Source organism: Sorangium sp. So ce836 (assembly GCF_028553905.1).
GTDB classification, from domain to species: Bacteria; Myxococcota_A; Polyangia; order Polyangiales; family Polyangiaceae; genus Sorangium; species Sorangium cellulosum_D.
Map to the genome: position 1 here is coordinate 5447079 of NZ_CP102233.1, position 17668 is coordinate 5464746.

At 65.5% G+C, this 17668-nt stretch carries 21 protein-coding genes; 2 read left to right on the top strand and 19 right to left on the bottom strand.

Annotated elements, in window-relative coordinates:
- Nucleotides 1-31 precede the first annotated feature (31 nt).
- Nucleotides 32-961 carry a DUF1848 domain-containing protein gene (locus NQZ70_RS19835; protein WP_129575607.1) on the top strand — a complete coding sequence of 310 codons (930 nt, stop codon included), beginning with the start codon at nucleotides 32-34 and terminating at the stop codon, nucleotides 959-961.
- A 35-nt stretch (nucleotides 962-996) separates the two neighbouring features.
- Nucleotides 997-1269 (top strand): hypothetical protein, encoded by a 273-nt coding sequence (locus NQZ70_RS19840; protein ID WP_129575608.1) that lies wholly within the window; start codon nucleotides 997-999, stop codon nucleotides 1267-1269.
- A gap of 362 nt (nucleotides 1270-1631) precedes the next feature.
- Here NQZ70_RS19840 and NQZ70_RS19845 read toward each other — a convergent pair whose 3' ends face one another.
- The 19 genes from NQZ70_RS19845 to NQZ70_RS19935 all read right to left on the bottom strand — a co-directional run bounded on the left by NQZ70_RS19845 (nucleotide 1632) and on the right by NQZ70_RS19935 (nucleotide 17665).
- Nucleotides 1632-2534, bottom strand: coding sequence for a hypothetical protein (locus tag NQZ70_RS19845; RefSeq protein WP_129575609.1), 903 nt, complete (start codon nucleotides 2532-2534; stop codon nucleotides 1632-1634).
- 562 nt (nucleotides 2535-3096) lie between these two features.
- Entirely contained in the window at nucleotides 3097-3414 is a 318-nt protein-coding gene (locus NQZ70_RS19850) for a hypothetical protein (protein WP_129575610.1), read from the bottom strand.
- Nucleotide 3415: 1 nt separating this feature from the next.
- Complete coding sequence (locus NQZ70_RS19855) at nucleotides 3416-4009, bottom strand: hypothetical protein (protein ID WP_129575611.1); 594 nt, start codon at nucleotides 4007-4009, stop codon at nucleotides 3416-3418.
- Nucleotides 4006-5112: a hypothetical protein gene (locus tag NQZ70_RS19860; protein ID WP_129575612.1), complete on the bottom strand. Its 1107-nt coding sequence runs from the start codon at nucleotides 5110-5112 to the stop codon at nucleotides 4006-4008. The genes NQZ70_RS19855 and NQZ70_RS19860 overlap by 4 nt, the downstream gene beginning before the upstream one ends.
- A gap of 3 nt (nucleotides 5113-5115) precedes the next feature.
- The gene (locus NQZ70_RS19865) at nucleotides 5116-5490 is read right to left on the bottom strand and encodes a hypothetical protein (RefSeq protein WP_129575613.1); all 375 of its coding nucleotides are present in this window, start codon (nucleotides 5488-5490) and stop codon (nucleotides 5116-5118) included.
- Nucleotides 5490-5882 (bottom strand): hypothetical protein, encoded by a 393-nt coding sequence (locus NQZ70_RS19870; RefSeq protein WP_129575614.1) that lies wholly within the window; start codon nucleotides 5880-5882, stop codon nucleotides 5490-5492. Before NQZ70_RS19870 ends, NQZ70_RS19865 begins: the two co-directional genes overlap by 1 nt.
- A gap of 1 nt (nucleotide 5883) precedes the next feature.
- The gene (locus NQZ70_RS19875; protein WP_129575615.1) at nucleotides 5884-6615 is read right to left on the bottom strand and encodes a hypothetical protein; all 732 of its coding nucleotides are present in this window, start codon (nucleotides 6613-6615) and stop codon (nucleotides 5884-5886) included.
- A complete protein-coding gene (locus NQZ70_RS19880) occupies nucleotides 6612-7328 on the bottom strand; it encodes a putative phage tail protein (RefSeq protein WP_129575616.1) in 717 nt (238 codons plus the stop codon). Before NQZ70_RS19880 ends, NQZ70_RS19875 begins: the two co-directional genes overlap by 4 nt.
- Nucleotides 7329-7331: 3 nt before the next feature.
- Entirely contained in the window at nucleotides 7332-7802 is a 471-nt protein-coding gene (locus NQZ70_RS19885) for a hypothetical protein (RefSeq protein ID WP_129575617.1), read from the bottom strand.
- A 1-nt stretch (nucleotide 7803) separates the two neighbouring features.
- On the bottom strand, nucleotides 7804-9354 hold the full coding sequence (locus tag NQZ70_RS19890) for a baseplate J/gp47 family protein (protein ID WP_165374057.1): 1551 nt from the start codon (nucleotides 9352-9354) through the stop codon (nucleotides 7804-7806).
- Nucleotides 9347-9787, bottom strand: a complete 441-nt coding sequence (locus tag NQZ70_RS19895) for a hypothetical protein (protein WP_129575619.1) — start codon at nucleotides 9785-9787, stop codon at nucleotides 9347-9349. The genes NQZ70_RS19890 and NQZ70_RS19895 overlap by 8 nt, the downstream gene beginning before the upstream one ends.
- A gap of 366 nt (nucleotides 9788-10153) precedes the next feature.
- Nucleotides 10154-10822 carry a hypothetical protein gene (locus NQZ70_RS19900; protein WP_129575620.1) on the bottom strand — a complete coding sequence of 223 codons (669 nt, stop codon included), beginning with the start codon at nucleotides 10820-10822 and terminating at the stop codon, nucleotides 10154-10156.
- Nucleotides 10822-11937, bottom strand: coding sequence for a hypothetical protein (locus tag NQZ70_RS19905; protein WP_129575621.1), 1116 nt, complete (start codon nucleotides 11935-11937; stop codon nucleotides 10822-10824). Before NQZ70_RS19905 ends, NQZ70_RS19900 begins: the two co-directional genes overlap by 1 nt.
- Nucleotides 11937-12872: a DNA circularization N-terminal domain-containing protein gene (locus NQZ70_RS19910; protein WP_129575622.1), complete on the bottom strand. Its 936-nt coding sequence runs from the start codon at nucleotides 12870-12872 to the stop codon at nucleotides 11937-11939. Before NQZ70_RS19910 ends, NQZ70_RS19905 begins: the two co-directional genes overlap by 1 nt.
- A 3-nt stretch (nucleotides 12873-12875) precedes the next feature.
- The gene (locus NQZ70_RS19915; RefSeq protein WP_129575623.1) at nucleotides 12876-14678 is read right to left on the bottom strand and encodes a phage tail tape measure protein; all 1803 of its coding nucleotides are present in this window, start codon (nucleotides 14676-14678) and stop codon (nucleotides 12876-12878) included.
- 162 nt (nucleotides 14679-14840) lie between these two features.
- Nucleotides 14841-15452: a hypothetical protein gene (locus tag NQZ70_RS19920; protein ID WP_129575624.1), complete on the bottom strand. Its 612-nt coding sequence runs from the start codon at nucleotides 15450-15452 to the stop codon at nucleotides 14841-14843.
- Nucleotides 15453-15454: 2 nt separating this feature from the next.
- A complete protein-coding gene (locus tag NQZ70_RS19925) occupies nucleotides 15455-15829 on the bottom strand; it encodes a hypothetical protein (RefSeq protein ID WP_129575625.1) in 375 nt (124 codons plus the stop codon).
- 30 nt (nucleotides 15830-15859) lie between these two features.
- Nucleotides 15860-17386: a hypothetical protein gene (locus NQZ70_RS19930; RefSeq protein ID WP_129575626.1), complete on the bottom strand. Its 1527-nt coding sequence runs from the start codon at nucleotides 17384-17386 to the stop codon at nucleotides 15860-15862.
- 9 nt (nucleotides 17387-17395) lie between these two features.
- On the bottom strand, nucleotides 17396-17665 hold the full coding sequence (locus NQZ70_RS19935; RefSeq protein WP_129575627.1) for a hypothetical protein: 270 nt from the start codon (nucleotides 17663-17665) through the stop codon (nucleotides 17396-17398).
- Between the last annotated feature and the right edge of the window lie 3 nt (nucleotides 17666-17668).

Below are 17668 nucleotides of genomic sequence, written 5' to 3' on the forward strand. Positions count from 1 at the left end.
CATCCCGGCCCGGTGTGGTATGCCTCGCCCCATGATCATCTCGGCGAGCTACCGGACCGACATCCCGACGTTCTACGGGCGCTGGTTCATGAACCGGCTTCGCGCGGGTTACTGCAAGGTTGTGAACCCCTACAACCAGCAGGCGTACAGGGTCGACCTGCGCCGGGAGGTGGTCGACGGCATCGTCTTCTGGACGAAGAACCTGGGCCCCTTCTTCGACAACCTCAAGGAGGTCAAGGAGAGGGGCTACCCGTTCGTCGTCCAGTATACGATCAACGGCTACCCGCGGATGTTGGAATTCTCGGTCGTCGACCCACGCCGGTCGGTCGAGCACATGAAACGTCTTGCAGAGACCTACGGCCCAAAGGTGGGGGTCTGGAGGTATGACACCATCGTGTTCACCTCCGTGACTCCGGTCGACTTCCATCTACAGAACTTCGAACGGCTCGCCTCCGCTTTGGAGGGGACCACCGATGAGGTCGTTATCTCCTTCGCTCAGAGCTACAAGAAGACGAAGCGGAACTTGGACTGGGCGGCCGGCGAGTTCGGCTTCTCCTGGGAGGACCCTGCTGACGAGGTGAAGGTGAAGCTCGCCGCTGAGCTTGCCGATGTTGCCAGGAGGCGAGGCATGCAGCTCGCCGTCTGCTCCCAGAAGACGTACCTAGGCCCCGGCATCAAGGACGCCCAGTGTGTCGATGCCAAGCGCTTCGAGGCCCTCATCGGCCGCCCCCTGTCGACGAAGGTAAAAGGGAACCGGCCGGAGTGTGGCTGCTTCGAGTCCCGGGACATTGGCGACTACGACACCTGCCCACATGGGTGCGTGTACTGCTACGCCGTCCAGAACCGAGAGCTCGCTCAGGAGCGGTTCAAGGCCCACGACCCGGACAGCGAGTTCCTGTTCCCGCCGAAGGAGTCCGTCGGACCTGGTGGCGGCCAGAGGAAACAGCTCCCGCTCTTTTAATTGCCCATACACACGTCTTCGGGAAGGTGCGTCAGATGAAGATTGAGCGAATGGATGAAACAAATGCATTTGTTCTTGCTCACCGAACACGTGTCATTGTTCTGAGCGACGATTGGATACGAGATATGAGCGAGTTAAAAGCTCATGAGATTCGCCTACACCTGGAGCGCAAGGTTATGCCGCTGCTCGGTCCGGATAACCGGGATCTGCTCAAAATTTGGCTACAGGATTCATCCATCGATTGGACAGGACTTCCGGCTGACGTGGAATCGGCTCTGCCGAGACTGCCTAAAAAGCGTGCGGAGTAGCGCTGATGTCATGGCGGATCGTCGGCGAACGTGTCCTCCAGCGCCCGACGTTATGCATCGTTCCGCCGTCTCATTCTAGTTCTTGATGCGTCGATGACGCGTCGCTTCGACGCAATTGGTCCCCCGGCCGTGTCGACACCCGGGTCATGAAGGTTAACTGCTCTCAGTGGTTGCGCCCGTACTGTAATTGCAAAGCCGGTAGCTTTGTACTCATCAGCTCTAGGAGCTTGCTGAGAAGGTCCTCGGGATCGCCGACCCTGATCCCCGACGAGGCCCGTGGCCGGCGGGGACCTGGCGGATCACGGTCGAGTTCGATCCGGAGTTGGACTTGGAGGATGCGCTACGTCGCTGAGTAGGTATTGTCACTCGACAGCAATCTCTACGTTCGACTGCGTTTCCCAAACACGGACCCCGTCCGGCGTTAACTCCACCCGGAGGCGTAGTTCGTGGAGCAAGGTTCCGGTGCGCTCCTGGATTCCATTCCGAATTTCCGTTGCAGCCGAGACACATGATTTCTGAAGATCGTACGCATGCGTGAGCAGTGCGTTCGCCCGCCTCACCGCATCCAAGCTGTGGCCCGTGGTGACGTAGCCGCCACCGATCGCACCGTAGGCAGTTCCATCTGACACCTCCACTGCCATGCCGAAGAAGGGGCCGTTTGGTTTACTTCTGCGAGGCCGGGTCAGCTTTCTTCGTGTCTCATCATCGTTTGGCCATATTGAGCTGATTCCAGGCAGCTTGCCGTGGGCGATCAGTTGCGGCCAATTGTCGTGCAATATCTGCACGATTCGCTGTGCTGCGAAGGCGTTGTGATCTAGGACGTCAATCAGGTATAGGCTGTCCGCGGTTGGAAATGAGAAGAGCAACGGCCCTCCGCGCTTGACAATGCCACTGCTGTCGATTCGGCGTCCGCCAAGGTGCATGTGGTGAACGCCCCAGTCCTTGAGCAGGAGATCATGGCGATCCATGTTCTTCCACTGCCTCGAAAGGTACGGTGAAAGATCACGCCCTGCGACGGCGTCCTCAACGATGGCCTGGACCCCAGCCTGAAGGTCGTCCGGCAGCGCCCGTTCGCTGAGCTCTGTCGACCGTACGACGCTGCGCGGCTTGATGGGGATCATGCGCATCTGAAAATCAAAGTACCGGAGGGCGATATCCCAGGGCGAGAGGTCGTCTGAAACCTCAATGCCTTGTGTTCGTAGCTCGCGAGCGAGCTGCTCACGGATGTCCTTCGGAAAGTCTGCGACAACGGGACCATCGGTCATGCCTTGGTCCCTAGCAGAAGGCGTGCCAGAGTGGTCCACCTCTGGCGGCCGTGCTCGGAGCAGCGAGAGCCTCGGCGACGTCCTATACTACTGGATAAATGTATCGCATCGTATCAGTCGGGACTCGGGGGAGGCGGGGCTCCCCGAGTGTTGGCGGGATAGGCTGGCGGTGCCGGTGACCTTGCGAGAGGACGCCATGTGGGCAACTGTATTCATGACACGTGATCGCATGACCATGTAGGATTATGTGTTCGTGAGGCTGGATTCCAGCGGCTGGTGAGGGGCTCCTAGCCGCGTGGCTTCCCGAGGAGCCCGATGCTCTCAGGCTGGGCGGGATGGGGTGGATTTCGGTGACCCAGGCGGGGGAGGGCATCACTAGCGGGAGGGAAGGCGGAGCCGAGCTCGTGTCTTTGCGAGCTCGGCCTCCAGGTGGAGGACTTGTTCCTCCAGGGCGTCGATGCGGCGGGTCAGCCGGGCCGTACGGACGAGGGCCCGGACGAGAAGGCAGACGGAGGTCGTGGCCGCCGCGAGGCAGACGGTGCTGACCACGACCTCCACAGCATCACCCGCTTCTCCGGCTCTGAGGCGGGATGGTGTCCTCGGCCGACGGGAGCCGACGACGCAGCTCCTCGCGCAGCTCCTCGAAGCGCTTCTCCTCGATCTTCGCGAGGATCTTCGCCTCGGAGACCGCCAGCCGCTCCTCGAACTTGTCGAGGGCCTCGGGGATCTTCTCGACGGCGAGCACGAGGGCCTTCGTCCGGTCCTCCAGGGTCGACAGGATCTTGGGGACGACCGACTTCACGACCCACACGATGAGGCCCGTCAGCCCGGTGAGGCCGGTGCATAGAGCCCCCACGAGGAGCTCTTCAAGAGGAGACATTTCACCCACCATAGACTTCCGCCTCGACGAGGCTCTGGAGGTCGACCCAGCCGATGATCGTGCGGCCACCGACGAGCTCGGCCCCGGGGTCCTTGCCGGCGATCACGAGGTCCCGGCCGCTCGCCCAGACCCGCTTCTTGCTGAGGATCGCTTGATGGCCATCAACCCGCTGGCCGCCGTCGATCGAATCGATGACGGTCCGGTCGCCCTCCTCGACCTGGACCACGAGGTAGAAGTGCTCAACCTCGCCCTTGATGCTGCTCCCCACGAGGACGGCATCCCCGGGCAGGGGCAGCTTTCCCTTCCGGTAGGGCTTCCAGGCCTCGCGCCTGATGCCGATCTCCACGAGCCGGGAGATGGCCGTCCCGACCTTGTAGGGCGCGCATAGGAGGGGGTGCTCCAGCCCGAGGCGACGCCAGAGGCCGGCCACGACGAGGCCACAGCCGCTCATCCGCGCCATGTCCGCGGCCTTCTGCGGCTCCTCCCCCGGGGCGATGAGGTCGAGGTACTCTCGGCGAGCCTTCGGGTTCTTCGGGTCAGCGGACAGCCCGGCCAGGGATCGGGCGATCTCGACGGCCCTTACCCGGGAGGTCATGGTGCCCCGAGGTTCCGCACGAAGGCGAAGCGGCCGACGTCGATCCCGGCGTCCTCCAGGGTGTCCACGAGGCAGCAGAGGCAGATGCTCAGCTCGTTGTCGCCGTTGACGTGCTGGGTCACGAAGTCCCTACCGCACGAGGGACAGTGCGGGTCGGCCGGGGCGATCGTCGTGATGGTCCCCGAGGGGCCACGCCACTTCAGCGCGCCGGTCTCGGCGAACATAAACCCGCCACTGGAAGGATTGGCGGTGGGGAGGGCAAGGGCATCCCGGATGAACATCCCGCGCTGCATCCCCTGGAAGTTCGGGCTGTCATGGCCCAGCGAGACGTTGCCGACCGTCGGGGCAGGCCCGGGGAAAATATAGACATTGCCGCTGCTGACACTGGCCAGTCCCGAGTTAACGTAGACATGCCCGCTGGCTCCCGAGGTGGCCACGCCAGAAGACAGGGATGCCTGGCCAGAGGTTGCGGATACAGTATCTCCGCTGTGCAGAGCCACCGCTCGGCTCGTGTTCCCCGCGCTCTGGTTCTCGGACTGTAGGTGGAAGTAAGTCGGAGCTCCCGTGCTCGGAGAGCCCGAGCCAAGAACATTCCCTGCGCAGATGACGTTCCCAGAGAACGTCTGGGGCTGGCTCCACGTGTTGGCCAGGTTGACATCGGCCCCAACGATCCCCGCCGTGGTGAGGTACTCGTTGTACGCCTCCGGCCAGCCGTAGGTCGGGTCGTACTCGCCCGTCTCCCCCGTGATGATCTTCCTCAACCCACCGCTTCGGATGGCCACGATCCGCTCGAACGTGTACCCCGGGACGACGTTCCCGTTCGCGTCGACCCCGTGGTTGACGACGCAGCGGAGCTTCCACGCGTGAACACCGGAAGGGACCCCGGTGACGGTCAGGGTGCCGGCCGGCGTGGCCGGCTCCCCGCCGTTCGGGATGGTCAGGTCCGGGGCGTTCTTCGTCTTCGCGACCTGGCTGTACTGGCACCGGAAGACGTCGAGCGCCGGCTGGTCCTCAAGTTGAAGGATCAGGTTCGACGCCGCCGTGGTGTCATACCCACGGTTCGAGCTGGCGCTGCCGTTGATGGTGAACTTGGCGTTGGCCATGAGTTAAATTCGCTGGTTCGGGCTGAGCTCAGCGCCCAGAACGTTGATGACGATGGAGCCCCACCACCGGGCGTGGCCGACCTCGGCGATCCTCACGAGGTGCTCTCCCCCTTCCTGAGGGGTGAACGTGACGGTCGCCGGCCTGACCCGCCGGTAGGTCCTCCGGACGAAGCCCGAGGGGGAAGGCGCGACGACGACGAGCTCCAAGGGAAGGACGATCCCTTCGGGAATGCAGCCGGAGTAGTCCACCTGGAGGTCGACCGGGCTGAAGGCCCTCGCGGGCGGGACGGTGCTCTGCCCGTCGTGGAGGACCCGTGAGAGCTTGAGCCTCTGCTCCCCGAGGGAGGGCGGGTTCAGCAGGTCGTACGGCTCGGCCATCAGAAGACCAGCTCGACGTCGAAATGAAGACCGACCGCACCGCCGTTCCTTCGGCGGACGAAGAGCAGGTAGTGCCCTGTCATGTTCGACACCGTGAACACGGCGACGCTCGAACGACCGGGCGGTGAGCCGATCGGCGGAGGCGTCGTCTCGGTCCACTCCCCCCAGTGGTACGTGAACAGGTCGCCTCCGAGGGCCGAGTCCAGCGGAGATTCAACGCCGTTCACAGTGGCTCGGACGATGACGGCAGAGTCGAGCGCCACCCGCCAGTATTGATGCTGGTAGATATCCCTCGGGTTCAGCCGTGAAGGAGCCGATCCCGTCGGCGGATCGGTCCATACTTGGAGGGTGATATCGGCCGAGGGGACGAGGCGCGCCGTGAAGTTGGGCACGTCAGGCAGCTCCGTCGTCCTGGGCCGCCGTGGTGAACGTCACGGCCACGCCGCGGTAGGCGCCCCCGGTCATGGCGTTCGACCCCTGCTCGCCGAGGAGGCAAACCGTGTAGAGGTGCGTCGAGTTGGTCGCCGTGACGGAGAGGCCGGTGAGCCCGAACGTCCTCCGGTTCTCGTACGAGCTGATGCCGGGGGAAGAATCTGTCGCCGTCCCGTGCGTCGTATGTCCCGTCGCGCTGAGATCCGTGATCTGAACCGACTTGAAATCAAAGGTCGGAAACGAGAAGTTCGTGACGATGGAAGCGTGCCCGATCGGGGGCACGTAGTAGACGAAGACATCCGTGATGGTGGATCCATCAGGAACCCGGATGTCGGCGATGAGCCTCTCCGCCACGAGCGTCTGCTGGATCCAGTTGCCGTTCTGGGACGACTGCCGCCTCCACGCCGGGGACGCGGCGTAGGTCGTCGGCAAGTCCGCGCTCGTGAAGGGGAATACCCGGGTGAGGGACCGGCTCGCGAGCTTGTAGCGATTGACCCCCGTCGCCGTGATGTTCGAGAACGTCGTGGCCCCGGTGATGGTGAGCGCTCCCGAGAAGGTCAGGTTCGCGGCGTAGGACCCGCCTCCGACGCCATCGACTGCCTGGACGAGCTGGTCCTGGAGGCTGTTCATCTGCGTGGAGGTGATCTCCTCCTCCGCGGCCCATCCCGGCGGGTTCGGTTTGACGAAGCTCATACGCGAAGCGTTCTGCGGTTAAGAAGCGATCGGCCGTCTGGCCCGCCATCGCAGTAAAATCCGCTCCCCGTGGTCACGTACCAGTCGACCCAGGCAGGGAGCCGCTCATTGAGGAGCACCTTGAGCTGCTCGATGAACAAGCGGGGAGGCCGGCTGGCATTTCCCGAGAGCGTGTATTTGACCCGGACCTTCAAATCGGTGGAGTAGGCCGGCCAGTTCGTGCCGTTTCGGTTCGTAGTTCCGGCGTAAGTGTTCGGCACGTTGCGGTTTCCGAACGCCTTTCCGAAGTGAACGGTGACCGAGAAGTCGTGAGAGAGCGTCTCGACGTCGGCCGAGGCATCGAGCGCCTGGACGGCTTCCCGTAGGCTCGGTCCGTCCGCCTCCAGGTGGTCGACCCACCGGGCGGTGATGGCCTTCCGGCGGTCCTCCTCGGAGGCCTCGGGCGCCGGGATGATGCCGAGCAGCTCCTCGTAGACCGGGATGTGATTGGTCGCGAGGTGCGGGAATGCCTGAACGGCCGCCCTCTGCGTGGTGCTCCCGGCGGCGGAGAGGGCCATGGCCTTGGCCTGCCGCCAGAGGTCCTCGATGGAGTCCTCGGGGCCGGCGCCTCCCTTGCCGAGGGCATCCCGGAGCGCCTTCCAGATCGCCTCGGTGAAGCTCGGATCCCCTCCAAGCTCAAGGGGGGCGGGGTTCGACCAGCCGAGAGCGGGCACCGGTCAGAACACCAAGAGCAGGAAGTTAGAATCCGTGAGTGTCCCGGAGGTGTTACGGATCCTCACGCCGATCACGTTGGGTGACGTCGCGAGCGCTGTCCCGAAGAGAGAGGCGGAAGTCGTCTGGGGAACGACAAGTGCTCCGTAGAGATTGATGGCGACCGACTGCCCCGTCTCGTCGAGGACGGTGGCCGGGTACGTGATCGTGTAGTTCCCAGCACCTGTCCGAGTGGCCGCCGGGATTGCTGCCGTCCCCGAAGCGTTCCAGGTTTCATTCCTGGCGATGAAGGACCCGGCCCCGCCGTTCACCACGGCAAAGGCTTGGGGGCCAACCCCAGCGAGCCCGGCCACGGTCCAGAAGTCGAGGTTGAGAACCTTGGCCCCGACCTGCTGGTCAGGCCGGGCGACCGGACGCTGGTTCGTGTACGTTGGCCCGAGGGCCGAGCGCGAGATACGGGTGGGCCAGCCTGCCATATCAGAGCGAGTAGATCGCGACCTTGCCGGCCACGAGAAGGTTGGGACCGAGGATGGGTTCAGCGGGAACCGTGGGCGTGGCCGGGGACATCGAGACGAGCACGCCGTCGCCGAAGGCGGAGCCGAGGGCCTCGCCGAGGCGGGCCACGATCGCGGCCCCTGCCCGGTACGGGTACTCCTCGGCGGGGTCGGGGAAGCGCGCTGCCCGGTGGGCTCGGTCGTCCGAGGTGAGGTTGATGATCTCTCCCGGGCCCAGTGAATCGAAGTAGTCCGTAATGCCCTGGGAGAGCGACACCCGGCGGCCGATGTCGGGAGAGATCCATGAGCCCACCGCGATCGTGCTCGCTGGCGGTGAGCTCAACGTCACGTTGTAGTTCCCCGAGCCGGCCGAGCTGACCGAGGCGACCAGCAGCTTCTCGAACGCGGAGGTCGACTGGTTCCAGACCATGAGGCTCGGAGCCGACACGCCCGCGGGAAGGGCCGTGTCCGAGTGGACCCTGAAGTGCGTCTGGTCCGTCACCTGGTTGACGTCGGCGACCGCGGAGACGTACCCAGGCCAGGGAGCGGCGTCCGTGTAACCCGCCGTCGACCTCTTGGGCAGGTTGAGCTGGAGGATCGTGTTCGTCGGCTGAGCAGTTACCCCGGTGACAACGACGTGAACCCGGGAGGGAACGACGGGCGAGCCGGGCGGGACGAGGTAGGCCGTGACCGTCGCGAGCGTCGCCAGGGAGGGGACACGGGCGTTCGGCCCCGTGGTCGTTCCCCTCTTCTGGGTGATGGCGACGTGGACCGATCCCGCGTGGTAGGCGCAGGAGTACACGAAGGCGTCCTCGACGCTGTTGGTGGCTTCACGGGCCCACGCCCGCATCTGGCTGCTGTTCCCGGAGGCCGGCTTGTGGCGGATCTGGGACGCGAGCCTCTTCGAGAACTCCTGGTCGGTCTCGGCGTCGGTCCCTCCGGTGAACCCAGGGGCCAGGACCGTGGCCGTCGGCTGGGCTCCGAGGGGCGGGTTCGCCCAGGTGATGGTCTTGCCGGCCGCCAGGTTGGTCTGGGTGCCCGAGTCGACGGCGCCGAGCTGGAGCGTGACCGTGCCCGAGCCCGGCGTGGTCTCGCCGAGGAGCACCTGGTAGCGGAGCCCGGTCTCGTCGGTGCCGTAGACAGCGGCGGGGGCGCCGAGGGTCGTCGAGCCCACCCAGACGGAGCCCGACGTGGCCGCCGCGGCGACCTTCCCGCCACCCCCGGAAGCGGGAAGGTAGGGCACGCCCCAGAGGGGGCTGTGGTAGTCCCGCAGCCATTCGGGCGAGGCTCGGTCGATCCGTACCTGGTCGGCGAGGACCGTGCCCCGTGCCTGAAGCCCCAGGCACACGAGGTCGATCGCGTCGGCCTCGATCCAGAACCGGGACCCTTGCGCCGTGGCGACCGCGATCTCGGTCTCCGAGAACGGAGCCCCCGTGGCCGGGTTGATCCTGCTCCTGAGACCTGTCCTGAAGTTCGACAGGATCTCGTCGCGGAGCTGCCCGCGGGAGAAAGTCGCGAAGCTCTGGTCAGCCAACAGCTACTCGAAGCTCTCTCCTGGTGCCGGAGAGGAGGTTGGAATAAGCAAGGAAGACAGCTCCAAGATCGCCATCCGGGTCGGCCTCGACGTCGAGCTTCTCGATCCGGATGAGCTTTCTCTGGAGCAAAGAAGAGAGAGCCTCCTCCGTGAGGGAACGGAGGAGGCTCGGGGTGGAGTCGTCAACCTTCTTGACCGTGCGGAACCTGTGACCCACATCGGTCACAGCGGCTCCGGTCCCTCGCTCGATCGTCAGCGCGAGCTGGACCATCGAGTCCACGGGGTCGATTCCTGTGAGGAGCGACGCGAAGTCCCCCGTGCGAGGATCGATCCAGTCCGCCAGGTGGGCGGGAGGGCTCTCCGGATCAACAAACTCGACGGGCGTCCACGTCCCGGCGGCGGATACGCCTGCGGGCGGGGTTACAGGGGTCATCTACGAAGTAGACGCAGAGCCCGTGTCGACACGGGCCGATCCGTGTCAATCCAGAGGACAGGTGAGCGTTGGGAGCGCAGGGAGCGTGGGAAGGTCTGGGAGTGGCGACGCCGGGGTTGCCAAGGCCAGCGTGGGGACCAGCGGCAGTCCGGGAAGGCCAGGTCCGGTGGGCAGAGAAGGGACGCTGGGGAGGTCAGGAAGGGGCGGGACCGGCGTCGCCAGGCTGGGGCTTGGGAGCGGAGGCACGCCCGGGAGCTCGGGGCCCGCGGGCAGAGAAGGAACGCTCGGGAGCTCTGGTAGCGGAGGGATCGGGCTTGCGAGGCTGAGGACTGGGAACGGCGGGAACGCGCAGGCCGAGGACAAGGATCAGGCGGTCGACGCCTTGAGGATCGTGGAGACCGATGGGGCGCTGGGGCCGAGGCCGACAGGGAGGGCCGTGGCTGGGTTGCCGACGACGAGGGAGCCCGTGAGCTGGACGTTGCCGTTCAGCACGATGCCGGCGTTGCCTAGCTCGATGTAGCTTCCGCCGTCGGGAGACGCGATCACGGCCTTGCCGTCTTTGGTTAGCGTCACGGAGACGCCCGAGTCATGCATCAGGGAGATGTGGCTGTTGCTGGTCGTCGTGCTCATGCTGATGGCCGACGCCTTGGACCCGTCCGACTTCGGGGCGTAGATCACGATGTCGGTCCCGTCGCCGTCGGCGTTGTCCTTCAGCGAGATGAAGCCGCCGCCGTAGCCCACGAGGAGGACCTCGCCCTCCTTGGGGTTGACCCGCTGGTTCAGCCGGAGATCCCGGGCCGCGATCGGGGTGATGCCGTCCGAGCTCTTCAGGCCGACGACCTCGGCGTAGCCGTCGTCTCCGGCCGGTTTGGGACGGGCGACGACCCCGAGGGCGCCGTAGAGGACCTCACCCCTGGAGCCTTCCTCCCCGTCGTCGTCGAGCAGGCCGGCGAGGTTCACGAGGACGGCCTTGGCGGCGCCCTTCACCTCGCTGGAGACGACCTTGGCGTACGTGGAAACGAAGTCGAACAGCATCAGAGCTCCCAGACGCCGGGGGCGACGATGGAGAGGCTGGTCATTTGCCCCTGGCCGGGGCTCAGCGAGCACTGAACGCGCTCGACGAAGTACCGGCCCTGGGGGCCGCCTACCGTGTCCACATCGACGTCACACGTGGTGTTCGGTGAGAACGGGATGGCCCCGGAGCCCGTCCAGTAGGACCAGCCGTCGATGAGGAGCTCGAAGGTGTCCTTCCGGCGGCTCCGCTGGGCCCGCTCCCGCCGAGCCTGGGCCTCCGCCTGGGCCCGGGTCTTCGCCCCCTCCGAGAGGATGATGACCGGCCGGTGAACTCCCAGGAGGTCGAGGTCGGCCGAGACCCCCTGGACCGAGGCTCGGGCGATCTGCTTGCCCCCCGACGTGCCGTAGACCCGCACGATGGAGGGCACTTCCGAGTAGTCCTTCACCCGTCGGGCGGAGAGGAGGTTGTTTCCCGCAGAAGCCGGTCCCCTCTTCAGGCGGAACTTGTAGATGGGGCTCTGCTGGTCGTCGGGCTTGCCGACGTAGATCTTCCCCTCCGGGGTCTCCCAGTGCATGAGACGGTGCCGCTTCAAATGCCGGGCAGCGGCATCAAAGATGGTCTCCGGTGGGTTAACCTTCGCATCCTGGATCTTGATGGGCTCCAGGGGGACGGGCGGGAGCGCTCCTCTCGCGGTCTTCCCCGTGATGAGGTCCCGCTCCACCGAGGCGTTGAACACAAAGTCAGCCTCGGAGAACCCGACCGGGGCGTAGATGGCCAGGAGGAAGTCCCTGAGGCTCGTACCCTGCACCCGGGTCTTCGGGTCGGCCGATGCGTACCTGGCATCCGCCATCTTCGATCGGAGGGTGACCGTCACCGTGCTCCCGTTGGAGGCGTCGTTCGGGGAGTCGTTCAGGTAGACCCGACCGGTCATCCTCAGGCGGTCGTTCAGGTAGACCTTGAACTCCGAGCCGAAGCCGAGGAGGCGGCCGAGCTCGGGGAAGGAGCCGTCCTCCCCGACGTCGAAGGTCATCTCCGCCCCCTGCGTGATGTCGTTCGTGATCGTGAGGCTGTTGAATTTGTCGAACGACCCCGCGGGGGACTCGATGCGGATGGTGTCGGGCCGGCGGGAGGGCATCAGCCGTAGACGCGGACGGGCGTCCCCGGGGGGATCAACAGCGGGTTGATCCCGCTGTTGATCTTGAGGAGCTCCTCGAACGGCTGGCCGAGCTCGCCGGAGAGACCCACGAGGCTCTGGGTCGTCGAGAACGTCCTCGTGACGATCCGCGGAAGGGAGGAGAGGGCCTCGGCTGCCCCCCGCCTGGAGGTGTCCCGGAGAGCCCGGAGGCCCTTCAATGTCGCCACGGCGTGGGGCAGCCCGAGGAGCTGGTTGATCGGGGTGGGGACGCGGGAGGATGCCCCCGTGAAGGCGTCCTCGACCCGCGCGCAGGCGGAGTCGATCGCCTTGGCCTTGGCCTCGATCTGGTCGACGGCCTCGAACGGACTGTTGATGAGCGCCTCCAGCTCGGCCGCGAACTCGGTCAGCGAGGAGAGGTCTCCGGACCACACCCCCTGCTGCTGGGCCGAGAAGACGGCTTCCTCCACCTGCTGCCGGACCACGGAACGGGCCGAGGGGGCCGTGAAGCTCGCCGCGGTCGTGTTGTCCTCGTTGTCCTGAACGAACGTGAGGGTGACCCGGGCGAGGTCACGTTCCGCTGAGGTCTCGACCCGCGTGTAGCTCTCGGCCCGGCATCGGACCGGGCCCCGGGTCGGCAGGGTGAGCGTCCCGGTCTCGTGCTCGTCAAAGCTGGCCAGGAGCCGGTTCAGGGCATCCGGGTACTGATCGGGGTCGATCCCGGGCTCGCTGCCGCCGAGGTAGAAGATCGCCGAGAGGGTCCAGCCCTTCGCCCGGCTGCCCGTGTCATCGAGCTTGGCCCCGTCGCGGTAGGGCCGCTCGCGCTGGATGATCCGGTTCCCACCGGCCTCCTGGAGGGTCTCCACCTGGAAGGTGACGGACGTCCCGGCCACCTCCCACGTGGCGGGTGGGTACTGGCTGAAGATCCCGTTGGCCATGGTTTAGAGGCGGGGCATCCACCCGGGAGCGGGCAGCGAGGAACCGCCGGACGAGGGCGCTCCCGGTGACTTGAGGTCCTGCGGGTTGACGACCCGGACCCTGACCTCGTTGCCGATGTCGACCTTGCCCGGGACCGTGGCGGGCGAGGCGGCTGGAGAGGCACCGCCGAAGCGGGCAGCGTTCAAGGCTGCCTTGAGGCGCTCCTCGTCCTCGAAGGCCGCCGAGAGCGCCTCGAACCCCTCCGTCGTGGGCATTGACATGGCCGCCTTATGGGCACGGCGGAGGCCCTTCGTGCGCTCAAACTCCGCGATGGCTGCCTTGTTCTCGGGTGAATCGATCTGCTTCTGAAGGGCGAGTCGCTCCCGCTCCTCGTCGACATCCGCGAGGAAGCTGCTTGACCCCTTCTTCTCCTCGATGAGGCCCAGCGTCAGGAGAAGCCCGCGGAGGGCCTTGCCGGTGAAGAGGATGGCGTCCCCGAAGGCCTTCAGAATCTCGGGGTTCTTCGCGAGCTCATCAATGAAGGTCGTGAGCTGAGGCAGGACGGCCTCCGCCACTTTGGACTGGAGATTTTCCCAGGCGGCCGTCAGCTTGGCGCTGTTCGAGGTCTGCGCCTGGGCCGAGTCCTTGAGGATCTCGTTCCAGTCCCCGGCCGCGTTGGTGGCCTCGTTGATCTTCGACCGGAGGGCTTCCATGGCCGCGGCCGTCTTGGCCTGGTTGCTCCCCTTCGCGCTCGCGAAGGTGTCGTTGTACAGAGAGATGAGCGGATTGATGGCCCTGATCCCCTGCTCGCCGAAGATCTTAGACAAGCCGGCCTGCTTCTGGGCGACATCGGCTCCGCCGACCTTGCTGATCGCCTCGACGATGATGTCTTGTACGTCTCTTGTCTTGCCCTTGTCGTAGACCTTGACCCCCGCTGCCGTGAGGTCCTTGAGCTTGGTCTTCAAGTTGGTAAAAAGATTTTCGACGGCCGTGGCCGCCTGCTCCCCAGAGCCCGTGGCGGACCGGGCGATCTGGGTCAGGCCACCGAGGGTTTTGACCCCCTGAGCCGTCTTGGGGAGCCCGAAGCTGGCCCCGGAAGCCGCGAGCCGTTGAAATTGAGCAGCAGCGTCCTTCAATTCGAAGCTGCCGGCCTTCCCCTGGAAAGTTAAAGCCGCGAGGACCTCACGGATCTCCTTCGGGTCGGTCAGCCCGAACTGCTGGGAGATGGAGGCGGCAGCTTCGGCGACATCGCCGACGTTCGCGCCGGTCGCCGATGCCACCTCGGCGAAGTCCTTGAGGGACTTCCGGGCGGTCTCAAGGTCACCAGTGAGGGTGACGAACCGGGAGGCTGCGTCAGCAGCGGCTTCGGCCTCGATACCCTTCACCTGCTGGGCGACGGCGAAGAACTCGGCCGCGAGCTGCTTCGGGTCGACGAAACCTTGTCCCGCCTGCCTGGAGCCGATCGAGATTCGGTTGGCCGCCTCCTCGACGGAGTTGGCTCCCTTGACGAGATCCCCTCCCTTGCCGGCGGCGTACTTGATCGCATCGGCCCCGAGCTGCCCGATGGCGGCGGCACCGCCGAGCTTGCCGAGCCCGATCCCTCCGCCGAGTCCCTTGACGACACGTCCGCCCGCGCCGAGGGAGCCACCGAGGGCATTGGCCATGGCCTGGCCGACCCTCCGGGCCGTGCCCATGGCCTTCGTCTCGAAGTCGCGCAGGCCGACGTAGAGCCCGGAGGAATTGAGCCGGAAGTCGTTGAGCTTCCTGAGCCCCCGCTGGATGTCCCGGATGGACTCCTGACCGGCTCGTCCGATGGTCGAGCCCATCCTATCGCCGACCTTCCGGGTCGTGCCCTCCAGGGTGCGGAGGTCGGAAAGGAGCCCTCGCTTATCGAGGGTGAGCCTGACGGTCGCTTGCTTGTTAGCCAAAGAGCTTCGGCCTGTTCGAGGCCGACTTGCCGTTCAAGATGTTGATGGCTTCCGCGAGGGTCAGCTCGCCGGAGTCGAGGTCTCGGTGGAGGGCGAGGAGGAGTTGGATCTCAGATAGCTCGCCAGGAGCACAGCCATGGAAATCACGAAGCTGTCCAGCGCGGACCCAGCAATACCGGCTAAAGGGCTGAGGTTTCTCACGCGGTCGATGGCCATCACGGCCGCAACCACGTCCTCCGTCGTCGGTTCGGTAATCCTCGGGTCGATGAGCTCCTGGAAGACCTTGATGTGCTCCCAGACCTCCATGAGGCTGCACAGGTCGTAGCCCTTGCCGGGCTCACCCGAGATGAGCCACTCGACCGGCGCATGCTGGTCATGGGGCGGCTTCGCGTCCCGGAGAGCCTTGCTGAGGATGCACAGGGTCTCGTACTGCTCGAAGACGTCCTGGTCCTTGTCCCGGTCGAGCTTCTTCACCCGGAAGAGCTCCGCCGCCTGGACCCTGGCTTCGAGGAGCTCGGGCTGGCGAGGGACCCGGACCATGACGGGGATCTCCTCGAAGGACCCGTCCTTCTTCGCCCGCTTGATCACATCGGGGAAGAGGAGCCGCCCGCCGAGTTCGACGGCGTTGAGGTCGGCGAGGGTCTTCCCCTGAAGCCACTCGGAGGCCTTCACGTTCAGGTCTCCTCGGTCTTCCCGATGAACTCGACCGAGCCGCCGATCTCGTTGTCGACCGCGAACTCGATGTTCACATTGCGGACTGCGCCGTTCGTCGTGATCGTCCTCCCCGGGACCTTGATGCGAAGCTGCTTGATCTGCTTCTTCTGGCACATGGTGATGAAATCACGCTCCTGGCCCTCCTCGTTCACAACGAAGTTGAACGAGATGGTCGTCTCCTGAGGACCGAAGAAGATGCCGTCGCCCTCGGATCGAAGCGTATGGACCTGCTTCGCATTGTTGTTGAGGCCGAACGTGACGTTCGTCACGCTCATGAGGTCACCGTTCCCCATCGCGATGGCCCCGCGGGGGTATACCTTCTGCTTGTCAGCCATTTGAAGCTACCTCGAAGCTAAGATTCGGAATCAAGCGACCCGCTGGCCGACCATGGAGAACTTGGCGAGGGGCTTCACGATGCCGAACGGCAGGACGATGTTGACCTGGCTCTCGTCGACAGGATCGACCTGGACGATGAAGGTCCCGTTCGCCACGGCCTCGTTCAACTTGTCCCGTCGGAGAATGCCCCGAGAGACGAAGAAGGACGCGCGCGAGAGGACGAAGCTCTTGATGTCCCTCTCCTCGACGACGCCGGCAGGGAGCGGGTCATCCCCCGGCGCCTGGTCCTTGGACAGCTTCGCCCCCTTGAACTCCGTGGGGACTGAGACCCGCAGGTCCTTCATGAAGGCGTAGGCCCCGCTGACCCCGGAAACGTCGAGCAGGCGGTAGTCGGGGTTGCCGTTCGCGTCCTGGCTGTAGGTCGTGATGGGGCGGACCATGAAGGGGTCGCCCTGGGCGTCGAAGTCGACGATGCTGATGCCGTTCGAGAGAGCGTCCTCGGTCTCGATGGCGGTTGGCTTGTCTCCGACGAGATCCGAAGGGCCGTAGAGGCCCTCGATCTCGTCCCCGATGCGGTTCACCGCGGGGTCGATCTCTTCGGCCTTCAGCCGGCGCCCGACCTCCCAGCCGGCCCACTCGCAGCCGAGGGACTCGCCATTGACACACAGCACGTACTGGGTCGGCCCGTGGTTGCGCCCGATCGCCCCCGTCTTCGTCGTGGCCAGGGAGCCCGTGGAGCCGACGACCTGCTGCTGGTACAGCGCCTGGACCCCCGAGTCGTAGGCATCGATGTGGGTCTTGATCCGGCCCGGGTTGCTCGTGGCGCTGTTGCTCTGAGCGTCAGCGTTGCTGACGCAGGGCAGGATGAAGTCGTACTCCGTGGTCTGGACGAGCCCGAGGACCGTCGAAAAGTCCGGCTCCGTCGTCCCGCCCGTGAGGGTGCTGGCGGCAGCCGTGACCGATCCTCCAGCGCCATCCGAGAGGGTGACCCGGTAGCGGATGTCGTTCCCCCAGGGGCCGGGGATCTTGGCCGTCAGGGTCACGGCCGGCAGGGTCCCGTTCCCGTTCGATGCCGTGACCGGGAGGAAGTCCGTCGCCCCGTTGATGGCCGCTACCAGCTTCGTGGCGGCCTGCGTGTCGGTCTCCCCGACGAGCCACGAGATGGTGATCGGGACGCCCTTGATCGTCGCGGTCACCGTCTGGGCCGCGGAGATGGGGGTCGTGTCGTCGAGCGTGATGGTCCCGGTCGCCGCCGCACCCGCGGAAGCGGTGGGGGCCATCACGTCGACCTTGGCCAGGCCATGGGCCCGGAAGAGGGCCACCGCGGCGAGATGACCGGGCGTGCCGGGCCCGAGGAGGGTCTTCACCTGGTCGGCCCCCGAGACGCTCTGGACCACCTGGCTGTTCGCCGTGATGGTCCCCGCGGAGCTCTTGGGGCTGATGATGAGGGCGCGGAGGCCGGACAGGCCCGCAGAGGCAGGACCCGCCAGTAGATTCAAAAGCTGGTAGAACCCGGGGCTCTTCGTCGCCGGGGAAACCGCAACGGGAACACTCATGAAGTGACCTCAGGAAGGAAGCGAAGAAAGGGAAGCCTCGTACTCCTCACGGGTACGGAGCTTCAGCGAACCATCCTTGATGGCTTTGTCGTAAGCTCGGCGGAACCTCGCGTACTCGGACGCGGGGATTGGGATGATTCGGTTGACATCCCACGTGATGAGGGTCGGGTCCTTGATGTCCCTTGTCGCCCCGATGTAGCTGCCTCGTCCCGTTCCGAACCGAGAGACAAGGCTCCCCTCTACGCTCGATACAAAGAGCGCGAATTCAATGCCTGCCATGTT

What these genes read in the sequence shown, in the direction of transcription:
- NQZ70_RS19915 (WP_129575623.1), bottom strand. Translation starts at nt 14,678, where the DNA reads ATGGGCTCGACCATCGGACGAGCCGGTCAGGAGTCCATCCGGGACATC.
- NQZ70_RS19850 (WP_129575610.1), bottom strand. Translation starts at nt 3,414, where the DNA reads ATGTCTCCTCTTGAAGAGCTCCTCGTGGGGGCTCTATGCACCGGCCTC.
- NQZ70_RS19930 (WP_129575626.1), bottom strand. Translation starts at nt 17,386, where the DNA reads ATGAGTGTTCCCGTTGCGGTTTCCCCGGCGACGAAGAGCCCCGGGTTC.
- NQZ70_RS19935 (WP_129575627.1), bottom strand. Translation starts at nt 17,665, where the DNA reads ATGGCAGGCATTGAATTCGCGCTCTTTGTATCGAGCGTAGAGGGGAGC.
- NQZ70_RS19895 (WP_129575619.1), bottom strand. Translation starts at nt 9,787, where the DNA reads ATGACCCCTGTAACCCCGCCCGCAGGCGTATCCGCCGCCGGGACGTGG.
- NQZ70_RS19910 (WP_129575622.1), bottom strand. Translation starts at nt 12,872, where the DNA reads ATGGCCAACGGGATCTTCAGCCAGTACCCACCCGCCACGTGGGAGGTG.
- NQZ70_RS19885 (WP_129575617.1), bottom strand. Translation starts at nt 7,802, where the DNA reads ATGGCAGGCTGGCCCACCCGTATCTCGCGCTCGGCCCTCGGGCCAACG.
- NQZ70_RS19925 (WP_129575625.1), bottom strand. Translation starts at nt 15,829, where the DNA reads ATGGCTGACAAGCAGAAGGTATACCCCCGCGGGGCCATCGCGATGGGG.
- NQZ70_RS19900 (WP_129575620.1), bottom strand. Translation starts at nt 10,822, where the DNA reads ATGCTGTTCGACTTCGTTTCCACGTACGCCAAGGTCGTCTCCAGCGAG.
- NQZ70_RS19905 (WP_129575621.1), bottom strand. Translation starts at nt 11,937, where the DNA reads ATGCCCTCCCGCCGGCCCGACACCATCCGCATCGAGTCCCCCGCGGGG.
- NQZ70_RS19875 (WP_129575615.1), bottom strand. Translation starts at nt 6,615, where the DNA reads ATGAGCTTCGTCAAACCGAACCCGCCGGGATGGGCCGCGGAGGAGGAG.
- NQZ70_RS19840 (WP_129575608.1), top strand. Translation starts at nt 997, where the DNA reads ATGAAGATTGAGCGAATGGATGAAACAAATGCATTTGTTCTTGCTCAC.
- NQZ70_RS19855 (WP_129575611.1), bottom strand. Translation starts at nt 4,009, where the DNA reads ATGACCTCCCGGGTAAGGGCCGTCGAGATCGCCCGATCCCTGGCCGGG.
- NQZ70_RS19835 (WP_129575607.1), top strand. Translation starts at nt 32, where the DNA reads ATGATCATCTCGGCGAGCTACCGGACCGACATCCCGACGTTCTACGGG.
- NQZ70_RS19845 (WP_129575609.1), bottom strand. Translation starts at nt 2,534, where the DNA reads ATGACCGATGGTCCCGTTGTCGCAGACTTTCCGAAGGACATCCGTGAG.
- NQZ70_RS19860 (WP_129575612.1), bottom strand. Translation starts at nt 5,112, where the DNA reads ATGGCCAACGCCAAGTTCACCATCAACGGCAGCGCCAGCTCGAACCGT.
- NQZ70_RS19865 (WP_129575613.1), bottom strand. Translation starts at nt 5,490, where the DNA reads ATGGCCGAGCCGTACGACCTGCTGAACCCGCCCTCCCTCGGGGAGCAG.